Here is a 22628-nt window from a genome sequence, read left to right as displayed (position 1 = left end):
GAACACGACTTGAAGCTTCACACTCTGATCTTCCCCGCAGCGTTGGCATTCGTCGCCATCGTTCCCTCGGCGTTTGCCGCAACGACAGCCCACCCTGCTCCCGCGAAGGTGGCGTCTTGGAAGCTCTATTTCCGGTCACATTCACTCGGCTTCCCCATGATATTTCGCGCCCACCATCCCGGTCCGGGCTGGGTGTTGCGCCGCGCTAAAGTGCTTAATCTGACGCCCGCGCAGATCAAGCAGGAAAAGATATTGGCCATGGGCATGGTCGACGCCACCAAATCCGCTGTCGCCGTCTTGCAGGCCAAATACGCCCAATATGAAAAGGACGCCGCGCAACAAAATCCCAGCTTGCAGCAAATCACTGCTGATATTGATGCGGTCGGCAAGGCCCAAACCAATGTTGGAATGGCGATGGTCCCCTATCATTTGAAGGCTTATGCAGCGCTGAATTCAAACCAACAGGCAATCTTCCGCACAATCGTGCCCGCTGCGACCATCCATCATTGATGAATGGCGCGTGCCCGTCGGGCCGGAAGCAGGGCAATCAACGGCTCGCCAGCCTTGATCCTGCGCGTCGGGCACGCGATAAGAATGTTGCTCATGTCTACCTTGGCATTTGCCTGAGTGGTCATTAGCTGGAATTGGCATCCCAGACCCAACCACGGAACCGGCGTCACGGTTCAATCATTAACCCTGCCGTCCGCCATTCGGGTAGGCCATCTTCCAGGCGCCGAACTTCGAAACCCTGCGCCCGCAGGAGAGCGACGGCTTCAACGGAGAACACGCAATATGGTCCCCGGCAATAGGCGACGATTAATCGATCGCGCGGTAAGCCCGCCATCCGCGCCTCGAGCTCGCTAAGTGGGATATTGATGGCGGTGGGGATATGCCCCTTTGCATATTCGTCGTCGGGGCGGACATCGAGGAGCAATACGTTATCCGCTTTGATCCGTGCCAGTAACTCGGCGCGCGTTAGTGGCTCCAGCATATCCCGTTTGCCGAAATAGTTGGCCATGACAAGCTGGATTTCCGCGCTATTACGCTCACCAATCCGGCCCAATGCGCTCAGTAGAACGATCACATCCGTCTCACCGACCAGATGATAGATCATGCGCTTTCCCGCGCGGCGCGGCTCTGCAAGACGCGCCTTGCGCAGGATTTGCAAATGTCGCGAGGTGTTCGCAATCGACAGGCCGGTTCGCATCGCCAAGTCCTCAACGCTGAGTTCCCCCTGCGCCAGATGCTCGAGAATATCCAGCCGGCTTGCATGGCCAATCGCCTGGGCGATGTCGGCAAGGCTGGCAAAAATGCGGTGTTTCGGACTGGGGCTTGACATCACGGTGAGTTCACTCAATCATTCAACGAATAGAGTGATTGAACACGATCGACGCCGTGTCAAGATCACCCACGTTGAACATCGTGAGTAGAGGGAGAACGCCCATCACCGCCAGCCTATCAGAATTACGGCGCGGCATCCGGCTGAACAAAGGTCAGTTCGGATTGCAGGCGTGCCAGGTGTTCTTCGTTGGTCTGATTATCGGCATGGAGCGCGCTGTCTTGCCGACGCTGAGTGCGGATTTCGGCGTAAAGCCCGGTGCGTTCTTGTTCCTTGCCAGCTTCGTGCTCTCGTTCGGTTTGGTGAAGGGGGTGCTCAATCTTGTCGCGGGAACCTTGTCTGACCATTACGGTCGCAAACCCATTCTCATTGCGGGCTGGCTTGCCGGTGTGCCGATCCCGCTGCTGATTTACGCCGCGCCGAACTGGTGGTGGATTATCGCGGCCAATATCTTTCTGGGTATCAACCAGGGTCTTACCTGGACCATGACCGTGACCAGTCAGATCGATTTGGCGGCGAGCCATCAGCGCGGTCTCGCGGTGGGGATCAATGAGGCCGTTGGCTATATCGCTGTCGGGTTGGCAGGGTTTGTTGCCGCTGATCTCTCCCTGGCTTACGGGCCACGAATTGCCCTGCTCTGCTTTGGTTTAGCGACCATTGTGGCGGCGTTGGCCTTATCTACCATGCTTCGCGACACGTTGCCCTGGGTTCGGGCGGAGCATGCGCAGAGCGCGCAACCGGCAGAACCCTTGCCCGCTCCAGGCTGGGGTGCGGTCTTTATGCGGGTCTCGTTCCAGGACCAGGCAACACGCGCGCTGTGCCAGGGCGGCGTGGTCAACAAGATCGCCGATACGCTGGTCTGGGTTCTGTTCCCGATATTATTCCAAAGGGCAGGGCTTAAGCTTAGCATGATTGGGCTGATCACCGGACTTTATGCCATGGTCTGGGGTCTATCCCAACTCTGGACCGGCCATCTCGCCGATCGCATTGGACGCAAGGCACCGATTGTGACGGGTTTTATGCTGCTCGCTGGTGGCATTGCGATGACCGCATCCGGCTCGACACCCGCCATTTGGCTGGCTGCCGCCGCCCTGATGGGGGTTGGTATGGCATTGCTCTACCCGAACCTGATCGCGGCAATGTCGGACCTGACCGCACCCTTGATGCGGGGTAAAGCCTTGGGCACCTATCGCTACTGGCGCGATACCGGTTACGCGATCGGCGCGGTTCTGCTCGGCGGTGTTGCGCAACTCGCCGATGCGGTGCGCCCGGTGATGTGGCTGACCGCAGCGTTGGTTGTGATGTCAGGGCTTTGGATTGCGAAGGATGTTCGAATTGTTCGACCGAACCACCAAAAAGTCTGATATGAGTTGGGGCTTCATTCAACGCCGCGTGATTTGGGCTGTCTTGTTGGCCGGTATCGGCGTGGCCGCGAGCGCGAATGCCGCAACCATATCCCATAGAGACCCAAAATCGGGTCTGCTGACCTGGACGAATACTCAGGATGGTTTCAGTCTTTCGCTGCAACAACTGACACCCGACAATGTGCGTGCCATCTATGAGGGTATGGGCGCCTCGCCCGCAAACGTTGATCGGATCGCCAACTATTGCGTGTTCGGCACCGACGCGCGCAATAATGCTGGATCAGCAATTGCCTACAACGTCGCCACTTGGCGGGCGGTGACCCGCAATCACATTCGGCACAGGCTGCGCAGCAAACGCGGTTGGCAGCGCATTTGGCGCGCGCAGGGTGTTGATTACGGATTTTCGATCTTTCCTGCACAGCAGACGTTTCAGCCGGGTGATTGGGGCGAAGGTTTCACCACGATCAAACTCAAACCCGGCACACGCTTCAACCTAATTTATCACTGGACTGATCATGGACACACTCACACTGCCACCCTCCGCCACGTTCAATGCGCTGACCGCAAATGAACCAAGGCATCGCACGCGCCGTAGCGCCCTGGTGACGCTGGGCGCTGCGGCTGCGGGGCTTGTGTTCACCGGGTCGGCCAAAGCCGGTATCCGTGCGCCGATGACGGCTTTGGCGCCGCGCCCGCCAGCACCTGATTTCACATTACCCAGCGTGGCGGGTCCAACCTACTCGCTGAAACAATTTCGAGGCACGGTGGTCCTGATCAATTTCTGGGCGACTTGGTGTCCGCCATGTCGTGCCGAAATGCCGTCGATTGAACGTCTGCACCGATCGATCAAGAGCAAAGACCTGCAAATCCTGGCGTTGGATCAAGGTGAGACGCAAAGCGCTGTGTTCGCGTATCTGGGTCAATTGACGCCATCGCCAACCTTTCCGATCCTCCTCGATCAAAAGAGCAAAGTCGCAAACGCCTTTCATGTCGCGGGCATTCCAACCACGTTCTTGATCGATAAAACCGGACATATTGCCTATAAAGCGGTCGGCGGGCGGGATTACGCCGATCCTGACATACGATCGATTGTCGAAACGTTGATCTCGGCTAAAAAATAGAGCGCCGTCCATTCGCTACATAAGGAAACCTGTGCGCGGATCTGATTTCTTGTTGATTTCTGACTATTTTTAGGTTCGCAATATTGGGTGTTGGCAATCGAATGGACGCAATTTCTCGTAAGGAGATCGACGCGCTCGTCAATCGTGGTTAACCCGTCGAGGAAACAATCGCCCTTACCCCGGGGCGCCTTGCTGGATGAACGGGTTGGCCTGCACGAACGCCGTCTGCTGCTCGCACGCGTGCATGATCCGCTCGATTGTCGGGATCGCCGCAACCTCGATCTTGAATATACGCATCACCACGAGGATGCTCGCAAGGCAGATATCGGCAATACTCACCGCGTCCCCATGGCAGAATACCCCGGTCTCCACCTCGCGCGCCAGCCGCGCCTCGACCGCCTGCAGCCCAACAGTGAACCAATGCACCTGCCAGGCCCGCCACGCCGCATCGTCGAAACCGCCGGTCCCGGTCAGATATTTCTTCACCCGCGGCGTAATCAACGGATGCGTGTCGGCCGCCAGCATCGCCGCAATCGAACGCACCCGCGCCCGCCCATGTGGGTCCACCGGCAACAGCGCCGGCGACGGATAGCTCTCCTCCAGAAACTCCAAAATCGCCAGCGATTGGGTCAATGGCACTCGGCTCTGACCCTCGCCCCGATCGATCATCGCTGGGAGCGCCCCGAGCGGATTAATCGCCAGGAACGCCGCACCTCGGTGCTCCCCGGCATCGATATCGACAAACCGCTCCGTCACCGGCAAGCCCTTCAGGTTCAGCGCGACCCGCACCCGATACGTGGCCGATGTGCGCCAGAACGCAAAAAGCTCAAATCGCGGTTCGTTATCCATATCACGCTCCTGTCCTTGATTGATCGCCCGAGACGTCATTAGTGCGTTTTTCGAGCGGAAGGAATCGGCGAGGTTTCCCGAATCGGATAAAAGTTGATTCAAGCTTTGTGCTGGCGAAAGAGGTTGCCACGCATGCCGAGAATTCTATCTTTGGCTCTCCGCGAACGAGTGGTGGCGGCAGTCGACAGCGGTATGTTGCGGCGACAGGCGGCCAAACGTTTCGGCGCGAGTATTGCGAGCGCGATCCGCTGGGTCCAGTTGGCTCGAAACACCGGTTCTGCGGCGCCAATTCTTGTTGGCAGTGCCGCATTAGGTTAAGCGACCGGCTAATGTTCGACAACGCGAAGGAACTGATGTGCCATAGCGTGATAGACAGGTTCCTTGCAGACCAATCGCGAAGCCATCGTGCCAAGGATCGCAGCGATGCCAACCGGGACCGTCATTGCTGAGTTGCTGGTCATCTCTATCACGATCGCGGTTGCGGTGAGTGGCGATTGAACCACGCCCGAGAAATAGCCTGCCATCCCCACCATCGCGAAGGCCGTCACCGGGACGCCCGGCACGATATGGCTGAATATTGTCCCAATTCCTACGCCCACGGCCAGTGATGGAGCAAAAATGCCTCCGGGAACGCCCGAAAGATAGGAAACGAGTGTCGCAAGGAACTTGAGCGGCGCGAAATCGAATGGCGGCAGCACGCCCTTGGTCAAGGCTTCATGCGCCTCGCCATAGCTCGCATCGAAGATCTGTCCGTGTGAAATCAGGCCAAGTCCGGCCAAGATAAAGCCACACAGCAACGCGAAACCAACAGGGTGATCCTTTGCAAGTCGGTTGACCGGTCCTGGCATAAATCGTGTCGGCGTAACCAGCACCTGTGCAAATGCACCACCCGCGACTCCGCTGATCACTGCGCAGAGTGGGACGAGTAGCCAGATCAGCCCCAGCGGCAATGTGGCTCGAGAGAAGCCAAAGTACGGCTGGTAACCAAGGAGAAGTAGAAGCGTGATGCCGCTGGCAAAGGCCGCGAGGATGATTGATCGCGCCAGACGATCGTCAAAGCTACCGGCCATCTCCTCGATGGCAAACAAAATGCCGGCGACCGGCGCGTTGAACGCGCACGTAATACCTGCCGTCCCGCCGGCCAGAATCAGTAAGCGTTGCAGCGCATGGCTACGTTCCAATCCGAACCGGCCACAGATATTCATCACAGCACAGCCGATCTGTACAGTCGGGCCTTCCTTGCCAATCGAGGCTCCCGCAGCGAAACCGGCAAGGGTCAGTAGAAATTTACCCACGGCAATGCGGACCGATAGCACAGTGTCGACGTCGGTCGGGTTCTCCATCGACATGGCGGCGATTGCTTGTGGGATGCCCGATCCTTGCGCGCCGGGGAACACCGTGCGGGTCAGGAACACAATGCCAGCCAACCCGACAGGGCACAGCAGTAGTGTCAGCCACAGCCGGTGGGTGGTGAGATGGGTAAAGAGGGCACTGGCGCGCACGACTCCGATTCCAAACGCAATCGAAATCAGCCCGGTGAGAATCGCGGCTAGAACAAAGATCAGATTTTGTTTCACCGCTTGCACTGCGAATTGTCTCCTTCAAGCAAAAATGTTCTAAAAATTCACGCGCGATTCGAAGGCGGGCCAGAGGAAGCATCGACCCGAGGTCCCACAAAGATGTTCAAGTACTTGGCTAGGTGCTGGCCAACCGCTTCGCCGAGCGCGCAAGCCCGCCGTGGGTGTCGAGCATGCGGTCGACCCAGGCAGAAACCAGATCCTCGGCGGTCGTAAGCACAACGGAGCTGATAACGCGCGCCCACTGGAAGGCGCCGAAGACGGCGTAGTCAGCGTAAGCTGGCGCGGTCCCGGCCAGGAAAAGCTGGTTGGCGAGCGTGCTACGCAACGGGGCCAGCGTGCGATTCAATGCATCAAGCGCTTCGCCGCGTTCGGCAGCAATCGCCTCGAACGTCCTCCCGAACGCCGCCTCACGCGAGGCGCGGAAGTATTCCTTGTCCTTCTCGTGCAGGGCAGCAGGAATCTCGGGCACGATCACGCGCGCGACCGACGGATGCAAAACTTCGCTTGCCCATTGGTTGACGAAGTGCGCAGACGCTCGAGCTTGTAGACAGCCGAACAGCGAAGGACGGTCCGGATACGTATCTTCGAGATACTTGGCGATTTCCCAACTCTCGAAGAGCCATTTGTCACCTGCTACGAGAACCGGCACTTTGCCTTGGCCGGATCGGGCGATGGCGTCCTTTTCAGTGAATCGCCAGGCAACAGTTTCGACCGGGAGGCCCTTATGCGCCAGCGCAAGTCGCGTGCGCCAGCAATACGGGCTGAACCGCAGATCCTCGTCGGCGCCAGCGAGATCGAAGAGGCGGAGTTTCGTGCTCACGCTATCGCTCCCATTGCGTTGGTGGCTGACTGGCCGAACAGCAGTTGGCGCGTTCATTTGCTGACCATAGGTGTCGTTTTTGAAGGTGGCATTTTGATCTTTTCCGCCAGCGCGTAGGCACGCGCGACAGAGAGGCAAGCGCGGCGCGCCTCGAATCAAAGCTTCAGACAGGGGAAATTGTCAAGGTTCTGCTGCTGTCGCTCGTGAGGCCCTGCATGCAAAAGCCTCGCGTTATCTGTTTCGCCGCCCTGATGGGTTCACGAACGCGGCAGCGAAACTCGTCGGCCGAACCTATAGGCTCAACATTCACAACCGCGCTTAGCGGTGGCCTTGGGCGCGACATCCCCCAACCATAAACCTGATCCGACCGAGTGCTTCATCCAATCGAGTGCTTGGCTGGCGGTTGAACAAAAGCGGATACGATCAACCAGATAAGCCCGAGTGCGGCGCATGTGAGAAAAACCGCGACGCTACCGCCGAGGTCGGCCGCGATCCCACCCACCGCGCCGCCGGCGAAGAGCCCGATTGACTGAGCGGTATTGTAAACGCCAAGCGCGCGACCTTTGCGCGATGGCGGCGCCGTGCGCGAGACCAGGGAGGGTAACAGCGCCTCGAGCAGGTTGAAGCCAACGAAAAACACGAAGAGTGCAGCCACCAAGGCGATGATGTCATGATATCCGGCTGCAAAGCCCATCATGGCAATGCCCATCAACGCGACGGCACCGATAAAGCCATGTTTCATATAGCCGCGCGTCTCGGCCCAAATAATACCTGGAATTGCCACAATGAAAGAAAGGATGGCAACGGGCAGATAGACAATCCAGTTTTCCTCAATCGGAATGCCAGCGTCATTAACCAGCGCAAGCGGAAGAGCCAAAAACAACGCAACCTGCATAAAATTCAATGCAAAGATCGAAAAATCCAGCCGGAGCAATGCGGGCGTGAACAGGCTCACACTTTGCGCGGCACGCGCACTCTCTGTGTCCGCGTGAACAAGCTCAGATGCGCCCATCTTCACATCGGGGACCACGAATAGCACCACAAAGATCGCACCAATGGCCAACATGCCGGTGAGCAGGAACATTCCAGGCACCGAGATCAAACGGTAAAGCGCCGGTCCAGCCACGAGCGCAATGATGAAACTCGCGCCAATCATCATGCCAACGAAGGCCATCGCACGCGTGCGATTCTCAGGACGGGTGGAATCCGCGATCATCGCCGAAATCGCCGCCGAGATTGCTCCCGCCCCCTGAATGGCTCTGCCCACGATAATCATCGGCAATGTATGTGAAAAACCGGCAACGAACGAGCCAAGCGCAAAAATTGCTAGCCCCGCAATCATCACTGGCTTACGACCATACCGATCACTCGCGATACCCAGAGGGATTTGCAAGCAGGCTTGAGTGAAGCCGTAAATCCCCAACGCCAAACCGACGAGGAAGCGGTTATGCCCGTCAGGCAGGGTTTTGGCGTAAATCGAAAACACGGGCAGGATCAGAAACAAGCCGAGCATTCTCAACCCATAAATCGAGGCCAAGCTGCGGCTCGCGCGCCGTTCGAGCTTGCTCATCGGATTTTGGCGGCGTTTGGCTTTGCTATTCAATGCGGCTTGGGACATCGTGGTGATCCTGACGAACGCGTGCGTTAAAACAATCACAGGGCCTCAGCGCGGCGTTGCGGCCGCAGCGAAACGGTTCGGCTGATTGATCTACGGCCTAGGACAACCGAAATATGCAGGTCGTGTCGCGAGCGTCAGTAACAATTTTGTGTCCTCTTGGCGCAGCATTGCAGAAATATACGAGAAGAAATTACGACGAACGCCCGTAGTGTCAAGGCGAACGTGGGGTCTTTTCAAACATGGTTCTCAGACCGCCAATTGTTGGGTTCGAGGTGACGATACCGCGCCCAGCTTTGGAACATAGCGTAAAAGCTGCAGACCAGCTTAGAGCATCTCCTTAATTCTCCCGGCGAGAGCATGGAGATGCGGATGAGCACCACCGAGATCATTGATAATTGCTTGCGCCTGGCCATGGGGGCCGAACAGATACACTGCACCGCTATGCCGGATCGCGGACACCGGATCTGGTGAGGTTGATCCGGTTGGCGCCCTGAAATACACACCATAACGCTTGGCGAAAGCACCGAGCTCTGCTGGTGTGCCGTAAAGACCGTCGATATAGGGCGGTGGCCCAAATTTAGCGAGGTAGTCCTTGAGGCGCTTTGGCGTGTCATAATCAAGATCGACGGTGACGAACAGAAATCTCGTTCGCGCTTTTTCCTTGCCCAATAAATCAAATAATCGGGCCGCGTTGAGGGTGGTCAGCGGGCAGGTGTCCGTGCATCGGGTAAACCCGAAATAGACAATCACAGCATCGCCACGATAAGCGTTCGCGGTGACGATCTTGCCGTCAGAGACGCGCTCCATCTTGAACGCCAGGTCAGGAAAATGCCCGTCCACGTCGATAATACCGGGACTATCACCGGCATCGGCCACATGGCGCGGCAAGTGCGCATCTTCGGCATGTGCGTTGACAGGCAGGACAGCAACCGTCATGCCAGCACCAAGCAACCTGCCAAACTGCCGACGGCTAAAATCGTCTTGAAAATTTATCATGGCGTTGGTGCCGCAGGGGACAGACTGGCAATATACGCTGTGACGGCTGCCCGCTCGGCCATATTCAGATGCTTGGCAATATTGGCCATTTTGCCCCCGTGCTTATGGCTGTCCACCTCGGTGGCAAGATCGTCCATGAGACCGGAAGCCGGTTTGCCGAGCAGCGACGGTGCGCTCTTCGCAGCATCGCCGGCGAAAGAGCTTCGGTGGCAGGATATGCAGGCCGGCACGTTTGGTGGAATCCCGTGTTCTGCGATGGCCCGCCCATCAGGAGGCCAGGATGCTGCGGCGGCATCATTGGTTACGGTATAACCCAGCAAAATAAGGCAAATCGATCCGACCAAAACACGCATGATCGCTCCAATCAGCTACACGTGTCGGCCGGCCCTGCCTGCCAATATTTGCACCAACCCTGTGGGCTTATGACACCTTCGATCATCGTGCAATGATCGGGCCTGCCTGGTGCAAACATGCAGCAAGCGGCGCATTGATGTCCGTGATTTGGGCTATCTTGATAGTCGGCTCGACGCTTGGGTATTTTGGAATCCGCTTTGGCTGACGCGCCACTGACGACAGCCAAACCCAAACCGGCAGTTGTGGCCAGAACAGTATTACGTATTAAAGCACGGCGCTTTACCATGGTCGGATCCTCCTGATAGTGAAGCCAGGAATAAGTCTCGATACCCATGTCGCCAAGAGGGGCGCACAACGTTGTGTTCGGCAGACCCGCAATCCCGGAGCAGAATGGCGTGCGAAATTATCCCGACCCATACCCGGCCTCACGGATCTGGCATTACGCCGCCGTTGACAAAACTCCTCCACAGGTCGTGATCTACGGGGCTGGGGGCATCGGGATGCCTCATCAAGGAGGCCGTTCTTCATGAAACCTGCCAGTGCCATCTTGGACACCGCCGCGTCATGAGCGGCCTCGATGCGACCACACTCCGGCGCTACATCTTGGTTATCGCCGCTGGCAACCTCGCCTGGGAAATCCTGCAACTGCCGCTCTACCATATTTGGTATCACGCCCACGCCATCCGCCTTGCCATCATCATCGTCGATGGCACCGGCGGCGATGTGATGATCGCGATTGTTTCGCTCGTCGGCGCGTTCTGCCTCTTTGGCCGCAGCCACGCGGCCCCCGCCCTCTCGCCCCGCGTCACCTGGGGAACCATCGCCTTCGGTCTGGTATACACCATCGCCAGTGAGGCCGTGCATCTTAAGCTCGGCACGTGGCATTACGCGCCGCTGATGCCCCGCTTGCCGATCCTCGGCGTCGGCGTTGCTCCCACTCTCCAATGGATCGTGATCCCTCCCCTCGCCCTCCGCGCCGCAGGCGGCTGTTTTAGGAGCCCGCCGACGCGTCCCAAGGGCGTCACGCCACTACGTTCAGATCATACGCCGACAAGGACGAATGCAGCGGACTAGAGCGTGATTGGCTGTCATCAATCACGCGCCAAGCCTTGTTTGCCGATCAATTTCATTGGCTTTTGGTTGGATCTATCGATTCAACCAAAACCAATATTGCTCTAACCAAGGAAGCTTAATCTGGTATCGTGATCGAATCGCCATTGCGATCTCGCGAGCATAACCCACAGGCTCGCAGGCGATCTGGGGATCACCAACGTGTAAGATGACGCCTTTTCGATGTAATCTGCGACTGAAACATGGGCAAATCTCATGATGTCTCACGACGCTTCATCCCCGTCCTCTGCCCTCTCAGCCTTTCCAGCCCTGACAGACTGCTGCATTACACATTGCATCGCAATCCGCCTTCCGTTACACCCTCACCGTTGCGCCGCAACACACGTTTGTCCATCTCAAATGTGCCCCCCTCGGAATATCGCCGGTCCAATGTAGATCGATCCACAGCAACTCTGCTTCGTTCTCGGCATCAGCATAGGTGCCGGTACCGTCGTGCTGTGGATTTGTGGATCAGGATACCAAGGCTGCATCGTCCAGTGCGCCCGCCCCAACCCGGCATGACCTGAAATTCTACCCCTTTTCATCGCGGGTCCATTATCTCGCGTTCAGGAGTTTTATGCCTCTCTCCAACCTCCGCACCGAATGGTTCGGGAATATCCGTGGTGATCTGCTCGCTGGCATGGTCGTCGCCCTTGCTCTGATCCCGGAAGCCATCGCGTTCTCCATCATCGCTGGCGTATCGCCGGTGGTTGGTCTTGACGCGTCGTTCTGCATCGCCATCGTCATTGCCTTCGCCGGTGGCCGGCCTGCCATGATCTCGGCTGCCACCGGCTCAGTCGCCCTCCTAATGGTGCTGCTGGTGCGTAATTACGGGCTGCAATATCTGCTCGCCGCAACCATCCTGACCGGATTGCTGCAGATCGGCTTCGGCGCAATGCGTCTTGCGAAACTCATGCGCTTCGTTTCTCGTTCGGTGATCACCGGGTTTGAAAACGCGCTCGGGATCCTGATCTTCATGGCCCAGATGCCACAACTTACCAACGTCACCTGGCAAACCTATGCCATGGTCGCAGTCGGTCTGCTCATCGTCTATGGCCTGCCGCGCTTTACCAAGATCGTTCCATCACCGTTGATCGCGATCACCGTACTCACGCTTGCAACAGTGTTTTTTCACATTCCAGTCCGCACCGTCGGCGATATGGGCCAATTGCCGGACGGCCTGCCCCACCTGTTAATCCCGCATGTGCCCTTTACCCTCCACACGTTGATGATCATATTGCCGTTCTCAATCTCGATGGCACTTGTTGGCATCCTTGAATCGATGATGACCACCAGCATCGTCGATGACCTGACCGACACGCCCAGTAACCGCAACCGAGAAAACATGGGGCTTGGCCTTGCCAACATTGTCGCCGGCTTTCTTGGCGGCATGGCCGGATGTGCCATGATCGGCCAGTCGGTGATCAACATCAAATCGGGTGGCCGTGGCCGCCTCTCCACCCTGTTCGCCGGCGTGTTCTTGTTGATCCTGATCGTGGTGCTTGGCCCGTGGCTTCGCGCCATTCCGATGGCAGCACTGGTCGCGGTGATGATTATGGTCTCGATCGGCACGTTCAACTGGCGGTCGCTGCGCAATCTGCGCACCTACCCCAAAAGCTCCAGCGTGGTGATGCTCGCAACCGTGGGCATCGTCGTTGCTACCAATAATCTTGCTGCCGGAGTTGGCGTTGGCGTGCTGCTCAGCGCTATCTTCTTTGCGTTCAAGGTGGCGCAACTGGTCCGGATCGACAGCGAACTGCAGGAGGACGGCGCCCTGCGCATCTACCGGGTTACCGGCCAAGTCTTCTTCGCCTCCACCGTTACCTTCAACAATGCATTTGATCTCACCGAAGCGGTGGAACGGGTACGGATCGATCTGACGCACGCCCATTTCTGGGACATCTCGGCGGTCGAATCGCTCGACAAGGTTGTTTTGAAACTGCGCCGCCACGGCACCAACGTTGAAATTGTCGGGCTCAACGAAGCCAGCGCAACCATCGTCGATCGTCTGGCTATCCATGACAAACCGGATGCGCTGGAACTGCTCGAACATGGTTGAAACAGGGGAAACGTCCATGAACCACATCATCGGTTGTCTCGATGGCTCGATCTACACTCAAAGCGTCTGCGACCACGCCCTTTGGTTAGCACAGCGCCTCAGCGCCGACATCGAATTGCTCCACGTGCTCGATCATCACCGAGAGCACGCCTCGGTCGCGAATTTTAGCGGCGCGATCGGGTTCAAATCGAACGAGGCGCTGATGGAGCAACTCACCGAGGTCGAGGAAGCCCAGGCCCGTGTTGGCCTCGCCAAGGGGCGCGCGATCCTGCGGGAGTGTGCCGCTCGTCTGCGTGTCGCCAATGCCACGGTCACCACCACCCAGCTCAACGGCTCGCTGGTTGAAACTCTCACCGCACGCGAGACAAGGGACAGCATCGTCGTGCTTGGCAAACGCGGTGAGGCGGCGGATTTCGCCAAACTACATCTCGGCGCCAATCTCGAACGCGTCGCCCGTGCCAGTATCTGCCCCATCCTCGCCGCCGCCCGCGCGTTTCGCCCTATCGAACGCATCCTGATCGCGCATGATGGCGGCGCCAGTATCCGCAAAGCCATGGATTTCCTGGCACACTCACCATTACTACGCGGCCTGCATGTCCAAATCCTGACCGTTGGAACCCCCGATCAGGCGCGCCGCTCCCAACTCAATGACGCCAAAGCCCAAATCGAACGCTGTGGCGCCATCGTCACCACCCGCATTGAAACCGGCGACCCCGAAACCATAATCGCCCGCATCACTGAGCAAGACGGTTTCGGCCTGCTGGTTATCGGCGCCTATGGTCACTCGCGCATCCGCAACCTGGTCATCGGCAGCACCACCACCGCCATGCTCCGCGCCTGCCGCATTCCCGTCCTGATGGTCCGATGAACGAAGCCGAAGCAGCGCTCATCCGCCGCCGTATCGAGGATATGCGTGCATCCCTGCGCACCGCCAGTGCGCGTGCGGCGGAGAGCCGCGCCCCGGTCCAACTCGACCAGACCTCCGTTGGCCGCCTATCGCGGATCGATGCGATTCAAGCACAATCGATGGCGCTTGCCGCCGAACGACGCCGCGCGATCGAATTAGCCCGAATCGAACAGGCACTCACCCGCCTCGCCGCCGGCACCTACGGCATCTGCGTCAAATGCGATGAACCAATCGAACCACGACGCCTCGCCCTCGATCCGACCATCCCGATCTGCCTCGCCTGCGCCAGGGACCGTGCCTGATCATGCGTTTAATGGGCTAAATATCCCATCTTTGCGCCCGCCCCCGCGCGATCCGTCATCTCAACGCTGCACACCCCAGTGTTCCCCGTCCATGCGGGGATGAACCGTCGAGGGGGCATCGGTAGGATTGGCACTACACGTGTTCCCCGCTCACGCGGGATGAACCCCGATCAAGCAGGCGCGAATAATCATGTTGCACGACGGCGGGTGGCATCGGTCGTTGGAGTTAGCAATATGTTCTCAAGGCCAACTCTCGGTGGTTGCATGTCCCCGCAACCATCTTCATTGAATTACTAACAGCGGCGCTTCCCCCGCCAATCCCGCCCGTCGTCAGATGCGCCTCGCCGCCGCGACGGCTGCCGCGCTACCCTTCGCCACCAACCATTGCCAGCACCGCGTCGCACGCCCGGCGATTTTGGCATTGGCGATCCGCGCCTCGTCCCGATGATGAATTTCGTCAGCCTGGCACGCGATGAGCAGCGCCCGCAAAACCCCGCCCGCCCCCTCCTCCGGCAATTTTCGGATCTGTTCCTCGTAATGATGATCAACAAATGTTTCGACGGCATCAATGGTCGCATAGATCGCGTCGGCACCAAACGCAGCCGGAAGCGCCCCGGTCAGCCACCCAGCAACCCGCCACAATGGCAGCAACACGCTGCGCTGATGCGGGCCGAGCAACGCATCCAACCGGGCGAGGTGATCACGCTCCGTCGCGAGATGCCGCTTGGCAAATTGCCGGACCCCTGGATCGCGGCTGATCGCCAAAATCCCACAATAGATGGCCACAGCCCCAGTTTCGCCAGCATGATCCGAGCGCAGATCGCCGATCAGCCCGCTCACATCCTTGGCAATCCCGGCCACGGTTTGAACATCCAGATCATTGCTGCAAATATTCTGACTGACATCAAGCATGGATGTCACATTGTCGGGAATCAGCTTTTTGCAACCGCCCAACCGCCTTGAGCCGGCTGTTATTTGAATTGCTGCCCCATAACCGCACCTTTCGACAATTTGGTGAGGTAGGTGACCAGAGCCGTCATTTGTGGACTATGGGCCGACGGCGCCTTGCCCTGCAGCCCCCCGGTAATACAATGCGCCAATTGCTGCTCCAGCGTCACCACGTGGTGATTGGCCGGATTATAACGTGGAAATTGCGCAGCAACACCCATCAAGCTCGGAATCTTAGCGCCATTCGGCAGGTGTCCCATCGTGGTGCCGCCATTGACGTGGCAGGATGAACAGGTGCGCACACCGCCGAATTTATCATGATTAAACAACTGCTCGCCCTGCGCGGCCACCTGGGCCAGCGATGTCGCCGGCTTCATGCTCGCCGCCTGCGCAGGCGAAAGCGCGGCGGTGCCAATCAACCCTAACGATAACGCACAAATGACGATAGCGAACCGATGCGACGCTGATGTCATAGGACGATCCCCCGATTTGAATTTTTGAGCCATGACATGAGGATGGGCGAACCCCATCGCCAGCATAACCATGCCCATCACCATAGTTCAACGCATGATCTGAGCCAACCACGCCGTGGCGCCAAAATTCACCAGATCGTGCATTCGATGTGCTAAATATCACATCTTCGCGCCCGTCCCCGCGCTATCACTCATCTCAACGCTTCACACCCCAACCCACACCCCGCCAGGAGCAACCGCCATGACCACCATCGCCCTCACCCCCGCCGTCACCAGCACCGCCCATTCCGTCAAACATGTTCGCACCGACGCAAAAATCGCCTTTTCGCGCCCGCAAACCATTGTCGAGCGGGATTTCGATATGGCGCTCCGGATCAAATATGTCGGCAGCTTGGCCGCAACCGTTATTACGCTGATCACCGGCGCTGTGTTCCTGTTTATGTAATTGTCGCGCCGACTACAGCCCGAATTTGAGATCCAGCGCCTCGCGGAGCGATAAGGCGGCCCCTTGCGCCATCAGCGCAAGGCGGGCTTCCGCAGGCAGCTTGTCGGCCGCCGCTTCGAACTGTGCCATCAGCGCATCCCATACGCGCTGCTCAATGGGTTCCATTGGCTGTTGGTTCAATTCATAAAATTGCTTGGTATATCCTGCGAGTCGTGACGCAGCCTCCAGCGCGCCCGCCCGCGCCGCGAGCAGCGCCAAGCTGCCGGTGAGACCAGCGCCGATCGCGTGATCCTCCAATTCAATGACCAATAACACGGCCTCTGGCACCGCGTTTGAAGCCGCTGCGTCATCCCCCGCGAGGAGCGCGTAGCTGGTTAGGTTCACGACATCATAGGTGAGATTGTACCAGTCGCGTCGGGCGCGGCCCAAAGTCACGTTACGCCTTACGCTCGCAATCGCACCAGGATAATCCCCAAGTTTAGCCTGGAGATCAGCAACGTTGCCTGAGACAATCAGCACCCCGCTATGGTTGTTGAATTTTTCGAATATCTCCAGAGAAGCCGCGAAATCCCTCCGGGCCGCGTCCATCGCTGCTGCGTCGGAACCGGCGATATATTGATAGGTTGCAAGGTCACTTAACGTAGACGCTTTGATCAGGTTTGGCTTCATGGCGGGCAACATTGCCCGTGCCGCCTCGGCAGAGCGCAGCGCCCCAGCTTCATCCCCCGCGCGGATCAGGAATATTGCGTTCGAGGCCGCCGCCCACCCCACCATCGGCCTGTCCTGCAGCGTGTCAAACAAGGTCCATGCTGTTTCAGCGGCGCTCGCTTGCGCTCGCGCACCCGCAGATGGATCAAACGACAGGGATAGCCAGAGCCGGGCGGCATCCTTGGTCGGCGTGTCCGGCGTCAGCTTGGTGATCGCTTCTCGGGCAAAAGCACGAGCCATGGGCATCCCGATCAAAGATTGTCGGCGCAGTGATCCGATGCGGGCCGCGAGGGCAATCGCCAGCGCGTCATCCCCCGCATCGCTAAACGCCCACTCCAGCGCCACCAGCAAATTCTCAATCTCTGGCTCAATAGATGCCCGCCAGATCAGCGTGTCCGTGTTCCAATAGCGATTCTGCGCCGCACCGAATAATGTAACCATATGCGCGGCATGGGCGCGGCGGAGCGCCTGGGCCTCGCCCGCCTGCGCCAATGCCTCCAGCGCATAAGCCCGCGTGCTGTCCAACAGCCGGTAACGCGGCTCCGCGCCCGCGGCGGGCAGCCGCGTCACCAGCGATTTATCCAGCAGGCTCGCCACCAAATCCAGCACTTCCAGCGCCTCAATGTCGCGCCCCGCCAGCACCGCCTCTGCGGCGGAAAGATCAAAACTGCCCGCAAACACCCCCAGCCGCCGGAACGCAATCCGCTCCTTCTCGCTCAGCAGCGCAAAACTCCAATCAATCAGCGCCCGCAACGTCTGCTGTCGCGGCAAATGGGTGCGCGCCCCACCCGTCAGCAGCCGGAGCCGATCATTCAGCCGCGCCAGCAAATCCTTTGGCCGCATCATCCGAATACGCGATGCCGCCAACTCAATCGCCAAGGCAATCCCGTCCAGCCGCTGGCAAATCGCAGCAATATCCGCCGCATTATCCGCCGCCAGCGCAAAGCCCGGCTGCACCAAATTCGCCCGCGCCACGAATAATTCGATGCCAGCATAGGTCGCAGCATCCGCAACCGTCATCCCCGCAATCGCGTCAGGTTCCGGCACCGCGAGGGTGGGCAGAGCAAAACTTTGCTCGCCCGGCAGCCCCAGCGGGCTGCGGCTGGTGGCCAGGATCGTCACCCCCGGATTGCGCCGCAAAACCGCATCCGCCAGCGCCGCCGCCGCCTCAATCAAATGCTCGCAATTATCCAGAATAATCAGCATCGAGGCCCCGCGCAGCGCCGAGGCAAATTGCTCCGCCGCATTCCCACTGCCGCTGAGCGCAATATTCAGCGCCGCCGCCGCACTCGCCGCCACCTGCTCGCCCTGGCTCACGCCGGCCAGTTCCACCAGCCACACCCCATCCGCATAGTTCTCCAGCGCCTCGGCAGCGCTCTGTAGCGCGAGCCGGGTTTTGCCAATCCCGCCAGGGCCAAGCACGGTCACCAGCCTGTGGCGCGCCAGCAAGCCGCGCAGATCCGCAAGCGCCCCCTCCCGGCCAATCAGCGTGCTCGTCTGCTCGGGCAGATTATGCGGCCTGGCATTCAGCGTCCGCAGCGGCGGAAACCCTGTCGCCAATCCCGGCCCAGTAAGCTGGAAAATTTCTTCAGCCTGGCCCAAATCCTTGAGCCGGTGCATCCCGAGGCTCTGCAGCGCATAAGGCTCCGGCACGCCGCCCGCCCCCGCTGTCACCGCCATCGCCACGGCAGCCGAGACCAGAATTTGCCCGCCATGCCCCGCCGCCATAATCCGTGCGGTGCGCCCCAAGGTCAGGCCAAAATAATCATCATCCCGAAATTCCGCCGGCCCGCAATGCACGCCAATCCGGAACTTTAACCCGCCCACCGCCGCAAAATCTTCTTCTCCCAAGCGCGTCTGCAACAAGGCCGCCGCCGTCAACGCCGCCTGCACGCGCGCAAACACCGCGCAGCCACCATCGCCCGTAGTCTTGAACACCGCACCGCCCGCCGCCGCCACCCCATCGCGCAGCAACGCATCATGCCGCGCTATCGCCGCCCCCATCGCCTCCGGATAACGCACCCAGCGCTGAGTGGAACCTTCAATATCGGTGAACAAGAACACGTAAAGCGTGTCCGCCCGCGCATTAATATCAATTAAATGATCCATCAGGCTCCCAGTCGGCGCGGCGGAATCGAATAATGTTCGCGCCACCATACCGGACGATTTATTGGGGAGGCAAACGAAAATGCGAGGTCAGTGATGAAACGAGGGGGCTAAAACGAATTGCGATCCGCTGAACCCCCGTGATCGCGTCGCGGTGCCACAATGCATTTTTATGCCGTGTATTTCCGCATTGCGCCCAACCAAGAGCAACCAGCTCCATCCTGATATCATTTTCGACGCACCACGGCGATTGATGTGATAGTTATCACATAAATCGCCATATCATTGCCCTATCACAGATCTGCGCACTGCCAACGGGTAAGGCGCCACCGGGCTGGATCGTCACCAATTGCGGACCCACCAGCCGCCTTGCCGATTTTGTCGATTCTCTCAGCGCGGAGTTCATTCCCATGACCAGCGATGCCACTCAATTATCAACCCCCAATGCCGCTTCTGGCACCCTCTGTGCGGCCACCGCCGCCTATCATCCGCCATTGACCGCAGGTCATCCATCATTGACCGCAGGCCATGACCGCTCAAGGTCATTATGGCCCCAACCCCGTAAGATCGGCCAGGCCGCAATCGGGGTCACGCTGCTCGCCGCCTACGCACAGGTGCTGACCATGCTGCATCTGCACAGCGCGGTCGCGCCAGCGCTAGCCATCACCGTCTCGTCAGGAATCTCAAGCCTCGTCGGCTTTGCCTTCGCACCGATCAGCCAAGCCGTCATGGCACCGCTGATGCATGATCCGGTCAAGCTCGTGCAAATTCTGATGGTTTGCAGCATCGCGACTCAAAGCTTCGCCATTGTCTCTTTGTGGCGCCACATGGATTGGAAACGTCTTCCGGTTTATCTCGCCGGCGGCGCGCTGGGTCTGCCCATCGGCGTCTATCTGCTGCTGCATCTTGGCATCGTCAGCTTTCACGCGGTGATCGGGCTGCTGCTCGTGGTCTATGGTGCCTATGTGCTGCTCAAACGCCCCTTTGTGGTCAAGTGGGGCGGGTGGCCGGCTGAACTCTTCGTCGGCTTCTTGGGCGGCATCACCGGCGGCCTCGCGGCCTTCCCAGGGGCTGCAATCACGGTCTGGTGCAGTCTGAAAGGCTGGGACAAAGCCCGCCAGCGCGGCGTGTTCCAACCCTTCATCTTGGCGATGCAATTCATGGCCCTCGGCACAATCGCCCTTATGCGCACCCATACCAGTCACACCGGCGGCACAATCAGCGCCATGGTCGCCAACGCCATCATCTTCGTGCCGCCGTCATTGCTCGGATCATGGTTCGGTCTGAAAGTGTTCAGCGCGGTCTCCGATCAGAGTTTCCGCCGCTGCCTCGGCGCCTTGCTCGCCCTCTCCGGCCTATTGATGATGGTCTGATCCACCCGCACCCAGCCGCGACAACAAACGATTGGCCGCACCGCACGTGACGCCGCAACCCTCATCAATGCAGCCGCGCGCAACACCGGCCAATCGTGATGGCTGACCACTTGACCTATAAATCCTGAGCAATTCCCGCTCAAATCGTCTGGCACCATGAACCGCCACGGCGCTGGGCCGGTCAAACCCCACCAACAACATGCAGCACCGCCCCATCGCCGCCCCACACATGCCCGATGATGGCCGCTTGCACCCAAACCCTACGATGACGTCACGCTTGGACGAACCCGCGCTTTCATGGTGATCCAGCAGAATACGCCCAGAATTAAAAATCCGCACCCAGCGAGCATCAAAGTCGCCCGAACGCCAAGGGACGTGCCTAACAGCCCGCCAGCAAATGCGCCGAGTGACATGGCCGCCGCATTGATGGTCGAGATTGTGCCGAACACCCGCCCAATCGATGCTGTCGGCATTCTTGTTTGCAGCGCCGTCATGAACCCCACATTCATGACGCCCCCGGCAAGCCCCAGAACCAGCAAGCAGGCAGCAAATCCGAGCGCGACTGAGCCCGGCCCGCCCCCCAGCAAACTCATCGCGCCGCGCGCACCGCCCATCACCAGCAACGCCCCGCCAAGCATGCTTTGCAGGCTGAATCGCGACACCAGAACGCCCGCCGCAATCGAGCCGATAATCCCACCGACGCCGCCAATGGCGAAGGCCAAGGCAAACCAGCTTGCCGGGACGCCAAGATGGCGCACAATGAACACCGCCTCCAGACTGAGGCAAAGTGCGGCAAGGCCGCGCGCCGCAATCATCACGCGGAGTGCCGAAGCCAATAATGCATCGGCGCTCAGCATCCTGAGCCCTTCGGTCGGTCGCGCCATCATGCTTTGCACGCTTGATCGCTCTTGCGCCGGTGCCGCCAAGCGCGGCAGCCGCATGAGCAGCGTCGCCGCCACAGCAAAAATCAGCGCGTCAATCGCCATCGCGGCGCTCAAATTCAGCGCGGTCAGCACCAAAGCCACCAAGCCGGGTGCGGCAATCCCGGCAAGGGCCATGCACGCAGAGACCCGGCCATTGGCGGCGGCCAGCGCGTCTATTGCCACCAGTTGCGGCAAGGCGCTTGTCTGCGCAATTTCAGCAGCGGCCACCAGACCGGCCCCAACGCTATTGACCGCAATCAGCAGACCCAGTGACAACCGATCGCTCGCCCCCGCCATCGGCACCAACGCCAGCGCCAACGCCGTCACCGCATACGCAACGACCATGACGCTCCGCTTCGCCAGCCGATCAATCACCCCACCACCGAAAATCCCAAATAGGGCAGGTGCCGCCAGCCCCGTCGCAAATAACAGCCCGACCTCGGCGGTCGATGCGTGAAGCAAAGAAACCGCGATCAAAGGCATGAGGGTCAGCGCGATGCGCCCGCCCGTCGCGGCCACGGTCTCCCCGCAGAGTAGGGATAAAAATTGTCGGTTCATGGTCAATAATGCCTCGGATATCGCCTAAGGACATACCAATATTCAAATGAAAACGGACGGAAACCAGCAACTGATTCCCGTCCGCTCGATGGTTTACCGGTCTATATTACCAGAAAAACCAATGTAAGAAGACCTTAAACATGATCTCGCTCCTGCTAGAGGTTGAAATAAACAGGGTTGGGCGAACCCAAACTCTGCGGCGAAACCCAATGTCTTGGGCGATGTAGCCAAAGTCCGAACCCATCAATCACCGAGCGCCCTCGACAGGACAAATCACTATCAACTTCCAGCCCCCAAATATGTGATTAATATCACTCTCGTGACGAGCGACGCACCACGCCCAACGCCCCCGCTCTTTTTTCCTTTCGCACCCACCCCCTGTTATGCCATGTTAGCGAAATGGAGCAGGCCACTAACCCCCTCGCACAGAGTCTCGCCGACCGCTTCACCACCATTGCGCGCATGCTCCGCCAAACCCTCGGCGCCCCCGACTACGCCCGCTTTAATCTCGCCCTCAAATGTTGGGGTGGACGGCCCTACGGCATCGGATGTGCCAAGATGGGGTCGGACTACCAACCCAATGAAAGGGCCGCCCAATGGAATACAAGCGCATTTCGATTGACACGTCCAAGCATGTTTTCACGATCCACGGGGTCGACGAGAAGGAGAGGCCGG

At 59.1% G+C, this 22628-nt stretch carries 22 protein-coding genes; 11 read left to right on the top strand and 11 right to left on the bottom strand.

What is annotated here, in order from left to right:
* Window positions 1–9 precede the first annotated feature (9 nt).
* Window positions 10–510 carry a hypothetical protein gene (locus ACYUCQ_RS09780; RefSeq protein ID WP_460254348.1) on the top strand — a complete coding sequence of 167 codons (501 nt, stop codon included), beginning with the start codon at window positions 10–12 and terminating at the stop codon, window positions 508–510.
* 166 nt (window positions 511–676) lie between these two features.
* Here the strand turns inward: ACYUCQ_RS09780 and ACYUCQ_RS09775 are convergent, their stop codons facing one another.
* Window positions 677–1339 carry an ArsR/SmtB family transcription factor gene (locus ACYUCQ_RS09775; protein WP_460254347.1) on the bottom strand — a complete coding sequence of 221 codons (663 nt, stop codon included), beginning with the start codon at window positions 1337–1339 and terminating at the stop codon, window positions 677–679.
* A gap of 83 nt (window positions 1340–1422) precedes the next feature.
* On the opposite strand from ACYUCQ_RS09775, the gene ACYUCQ_RS09770 reads away from it, so the two are divergent.
* The 3 genes from ACYUCQ_RS09770 to ACYUCQ_RS09760 are packed head-to-tail and all read left to right on the top strand — an operon-like array spanning window position 1423 to window position 3824.
* Window positions 1423–2703, top strand: coding sequence for an MFS transporter (locus ACYUCQ_RS09770; RefSeq protein ID WP_460254346.1), 1281 nt, complete (start codon window positions 1423–1425; stop codon window positions 2701–2703).
* Window positions 2675–3274 (top strand): hypothetical protein, encoded by a 600-nt coding sequence (locus ACYUCQ_RS09765; protein WP_460254345.1) that lies wholly within the window; start codon window positions 2675–2677, stop codon window positions 3272–3274. Before ACYUCQ_RS09770 ends, ACYUCQ_RS09765 begins: the two co-directional genes overlap by 29 nt.
* Entirely contained in the window at window positions 3219–3824 is a 606-nt protein-coding gene (locus ACYUCQ_RS09760) for a TlpA family protein disulfide reductase (RefSeq protein ID WP_460254344.1), read from the top strand. Before ACYUCQ_RS09765 ends, ACYUCQ_RS09760 begins: the two co-directional genes overlap by 56 nt.
* A gap of 174 nt (window positions 3825–3998) precedes the next feature.
* Here the strand turns inward: ACYUCQ_RS09760 and maiA are convergent, their stop codons facing one another.
* The 6 genes from maiA to ACYUCQ_RS09730 all read right to left on the bottom strand — a co-directional run bounded on the left by maiA (window position 3999) and on the right by ACYUCQ_RS09730 (window position 10040).
* Window positions 3999–4673 (bottom strand): maleylacetoacetate isomerase, encoded by a 675-nt coding sequence (gene maiA / locus ACYUCQ_RS09755; protein WP_460254343.1) that lies wholly within the window; start codon window positions 4671–4673, stop codon window positions 3999–4001.
* Window positions 4674–4999: 326 nt separating this feature from the next.
* Window positions 5000–6259 carry a chloride channel protein gene (locus ACYUCQ_RS09750; RefSeq protein WP_460254342.1) on the bottom strand — a complete coding sequence of 420 codons (1260 nt, stop codon included), beginning with the start codon at window positions 6257–6259 and terminating at the stop codon, window positions 5000–5002.
* A 109-nt stretch (window positions 6260–6368) separates the two neighbouring features.
* Window positions 6369–7073 (bottom strand): glutathione S-transferase N-terminal domain-containing protein, encoded by a 705-nt coding sequence (locus tag ACYUCQ_RS09745; protein WP_460254341.1) that lies wholly within the window; start codon window positions 7071–7073, stop codon window positions 6369–6371.
* Window positions 7074–7449: 376 nt separating this feature from the next.
* Window positions 7450–8691 (bottom strand): MFS transporter, encoded by a 1242-nt coding sequence (locus ACYUCQ_RS09740; protein ID WP_460254340.1) that lies wholly within the window; start codon window positions 8689–8691, stop codon window positions 7450–7452.
* 324 nt (window positions 8692–9015) lie between these two features.
* On the bottom strand, window positions 9016–9627 hold the full coding sequence (locus ACYUCQ_RS09735; protein ID WP_460254339.1) for an SCO family protein: 612 nt from the start codon (window positions 9625–9627) through the stop codon (window positions 9016–9018).
* A gap of 56 nt (window positions 9628–9683) precedes the next feature.
* Window positions 9684–10040 (bottom strand): c-type cytochrome, encoded by a 357-nt coding sequence (locus tag ACYUCQ_RS09730; protein ID WP_460254338.1) that lies wholly within the window; start codon window positions 10038–10040, stop codon window positions 9684–9686.
* A 565-nt stretch (window positions 10041–10605) separates the two neighbouring features.
* Between ACYUCQ_RS09730 and ACYUCQ_RS09725 the strand changes: the two genes are divergently transcribed.
* The 4 genes from ACYUCQ_RS09725 to ACYUCQ_RS09710 all read left to right on the top strand — a co-directional run bounded on the left by ACYUCQ_RS09725 (window position 10606) and on the right by ACYUCQ_RS09710 (window position 14419).
* Complete coding sequence (locus ACYUCQ_RS09725; protein WP_460254337.1) at window positions 10606–11115, top strand: hypothetical protein; 510 nt, start codon at window positions 10606–10608, stop codon at window positions 11113–11115.
* Window positions 11116–11728: 613 nt separating this feature from the next.
* On the top strand, window positions 11729–13210 hold the full coding sequence (locus tag ACYUCQ_RS09720; protein ID WP_460254484.1) for a SulP family inorganic anion transporter: 1482 nt from the start codon (window positions 11729–11731) through the stop codon (window positions 13208–13210).
* A 16-nt stretch (window positions 13211–13226) separates the two neighbouring features.
* A complete protein-coding gene (locus ACYUCQ_RS09715) occupies window positions 13227–14078 on the top strand; it encodes a universal stress protein (RefSeq protein WP_460254336.1) in 852 nt (283 codons plus the stop codon).
* Window positions 14075–14419, top strand: a complete 345-nt coding sequence (locus tag ACYUCQ_RS09710) for a TraR/DksA family transcriptional regulator (RefSeq protein ID WP_460254335.1) — start codon at window positions 14075–14077, stop codon at window positions 14417–14419. The genes ACYUCQ_RS09715 and ACYUCQ_RS09710 overlap by 4 nt, the downstream gene beginning before the upstream one ends.
* A 330-nt stretch (window positions 14420–14749) precedes the next feature.
* Here the strand turns inward: ACYUCQ_RS09710 and ACYUCQ_RS09705 are convergent, their stop codons facing one another.
* Both ACYUCQ_RS09705 and ACYUCQ_RS09700 read right to left on the bottom strand, forming a co-directional pair.
* Window positions 14750–15331, bottom strand: a complete 582-nt coding sequence (locus tag ACYUCQ_RS09705; protein WP_460254334.1) for a demethoxyubiquinone hydroxylase family protein — start codon at window positions 15329–15331, stop codon at window positions 14750–14752.
* A 59-nt stretch (window positions 15332–15390) separates the two neighbouring features.
* Window positions 15391–15840, bottom strand: a complete 450-nt coding sequence (locus ACYUCQ_RS09700) for a c-type cytochrome (RefSeq protein ID WP_460254333.1) — start codon at window positions 15838–15840, stop codon at window positions 15391–15393.
* Between the two features lie 241 nt (window positions 15841–16081).
* Here ACYUCQ_RS09700 and ACYUCQ_RS09695 point away from each other — a divergent pair, with 241 nt between their 5' ends.
* Complete coding sequence (locus ACYUCQ_RS09695) at window positions 16082–16285, top strand: hypothetical protein (protein ID WP_460254332.1); 204 nt, start codon at window positions 16082–16084, stop codon at window positions 16283–16285.
* 12 nt (window positions 16286–16297) lie between these two features.
* Here the strand turns inward: ACYUCQ_RS09695 and ACYUCQ_RS09690 are convergent, their stop codons facing one another.
* Entirely contained in the window at window positions 16298–19102 is a 2805-nt protein-coding gene (locus ACYUCQ_RS09690; protein ID WP_460254331.1) for an ATP-binding protein, read from the bottom strand.
* A gap of 407 nt (window positions 19103–19509) precedes the next feature.
* Between ACYUCQ_RS09690 and ACYUCQ_RS09685 the strand changes: the two genes are divergently transcribed.
* Window positions 19510–20472, top strand: a complete 963-nt coding sequence (locus ACYUCQ_RS09685) for a sulfite exporter TauE/SafE family protein (protein WP_460254330.1) — start codon at window positions 19510–19512, stop codon at window positions 20470–20472.
* A gap of 260 nt (window positions 20473–20732) precedes the next feature.
* Here the strand turns inward: ACYUCQ_RS09685 and ACYUCQ_RS09680 are convergent, their stop codons facing one another.
* Window positions 20733–21953: an MFS transporter gene (locus tag ACYUCQ_RS09680; RefSeq protein WP_460254329.1), complete on the bottom strand. Its 1221-nt coding sequence runs from the start codon at window positions 21951–21953 to the stop codon at window positions 20733–20735.
* A 399-nt stretch (window positions 21954–22352) separates the two neighbouring features.
* Between ACYUCQ_RS09680 and ACYUCQ_RS09675 the strand changes: the two genes are divergently transcribed.
* A partial coding sequence (locus ACYUCQ_RS09675; protein ID WP_460254328.1) for a hypothetical protein occupies window positions 22353–22628 on the top strand: 276 nt, incomplete at its 3' end.

This window comes from Acidiphilium sp. MT5 (assembly GCF_054767495.1).
This window is presented reverse-complemented; position numbering and strand designations above follow the sequence as displayed.

Coding starts and splice junctions, on each gene's coding strand:
- ACYUCQ_RS09700 (WP_460254333.1), bottom strand. CDS start 15,840: ATGACATCAGCGTCGCATCGGTTCGCTATCGTCATTTGTGCGTTATCG.
- ACYUCQ_RS09720 (WP_460254484.1), top strand. CDS start 11,729: ATGCCTCTCTCCAACCTCCGCACCGAATGGTTCGGGAATATCCGTGGT.
- ACYUCQ_RS09695 (WP_460254332.1), top strand. CDS start 16,082: ATGACCACCATCGCCCTCACCCCCGCCGTCACCAGCACCGCCCATTCC.
- ACYUCQ_RS09735 (WP_460254339.1), bottom strand. CDS start 9,627: ATGACGGTTGCTGTCCTGCCTGTCAACGCACATGCCGAAGATGCGCAC.
- ACYUCQ_RS09710 (WP_460254335.1), top strand. CDS start 14,075: ATGAACGAAGCCGAAGCAGCGCTCATCCGCCGCCGTATCGAGGATATG.
- ACYUCQ_RS09775 (WP_460254347.1), bottom strand. CDS start 1,339: ATGTCAAGCCCCAGTCCGAAACACCGCATTTTTGCCAGCCTTGCCGAC.
- ACYUCQ_RS09725 (WP_460254337.1), top strand. CDS start 10,606: ATGAGCGGCCTCGATGCGACCACACTCCGGCGCTACATCTTGGTTATC.
- ACYUCQ_RS09705 (WP_460254334.1), bottom strand. CDS start 15,331: ATGCTTGATGTCAGTCAGAATATTTGCAGCAATGATCTGGATGTTCAA.
- ACYUCQ_RS09685 (WP_460254330.1), top strand. CDS start 19,510: ATGACCAGCGATGCCACTCAATTATCAACCCCCAATGCCGCTTCTGGC.
- ACYUCQ_RS09690 (WP_460254331.1), bottom strand. CDS start 19,102: ATGGATCATTTAATTGATATTAATGCGCGGGCGGACACGCTTTACGTG.
- ACYUCQ_RS09760 (WP_460254344.1), top strand. CDS start 3,219: ATGGACACACTCACACTGCCACCCTCCGCCACGTTCAATGCGCTGACC.
- ACYUCQ_RS09730 (WP_460254338.1), bottom strand. CDS start 10,040: ATGCGTGTTTTGGTCGGATCGATTTGCCTTATTTTGCTGGGTTATACC.
- ACYUCQ_RS09680 (WP_460254329.1), bottom strand. CDS start 21,953: ATGAACCGACAATTTTTATCCCTACTCTGCGGGGAGACCGTGGCCGCG.
- ACYUCQ_RS09740 (WP_460254340.1), bottom strand. CDS start 8,691: ATGTCCCAAGCCGCATTGAATAGCAAAGCCAAACGCCGCCAAAATCCG.
- maiA (WP_460254343.1), bottom strand. CDS start 4,673: ATGGATAACGAACCGCGATTTGAGCTTTTTGCGTTCTGGCGCACATCG.
- ACYUCQ_RS09715 (WP_460254336.1), top strand. CDS start 13,227: ATGAACCACATCATCGGTTGTCTCGATGGCTCGATCTACACTCAAAGC.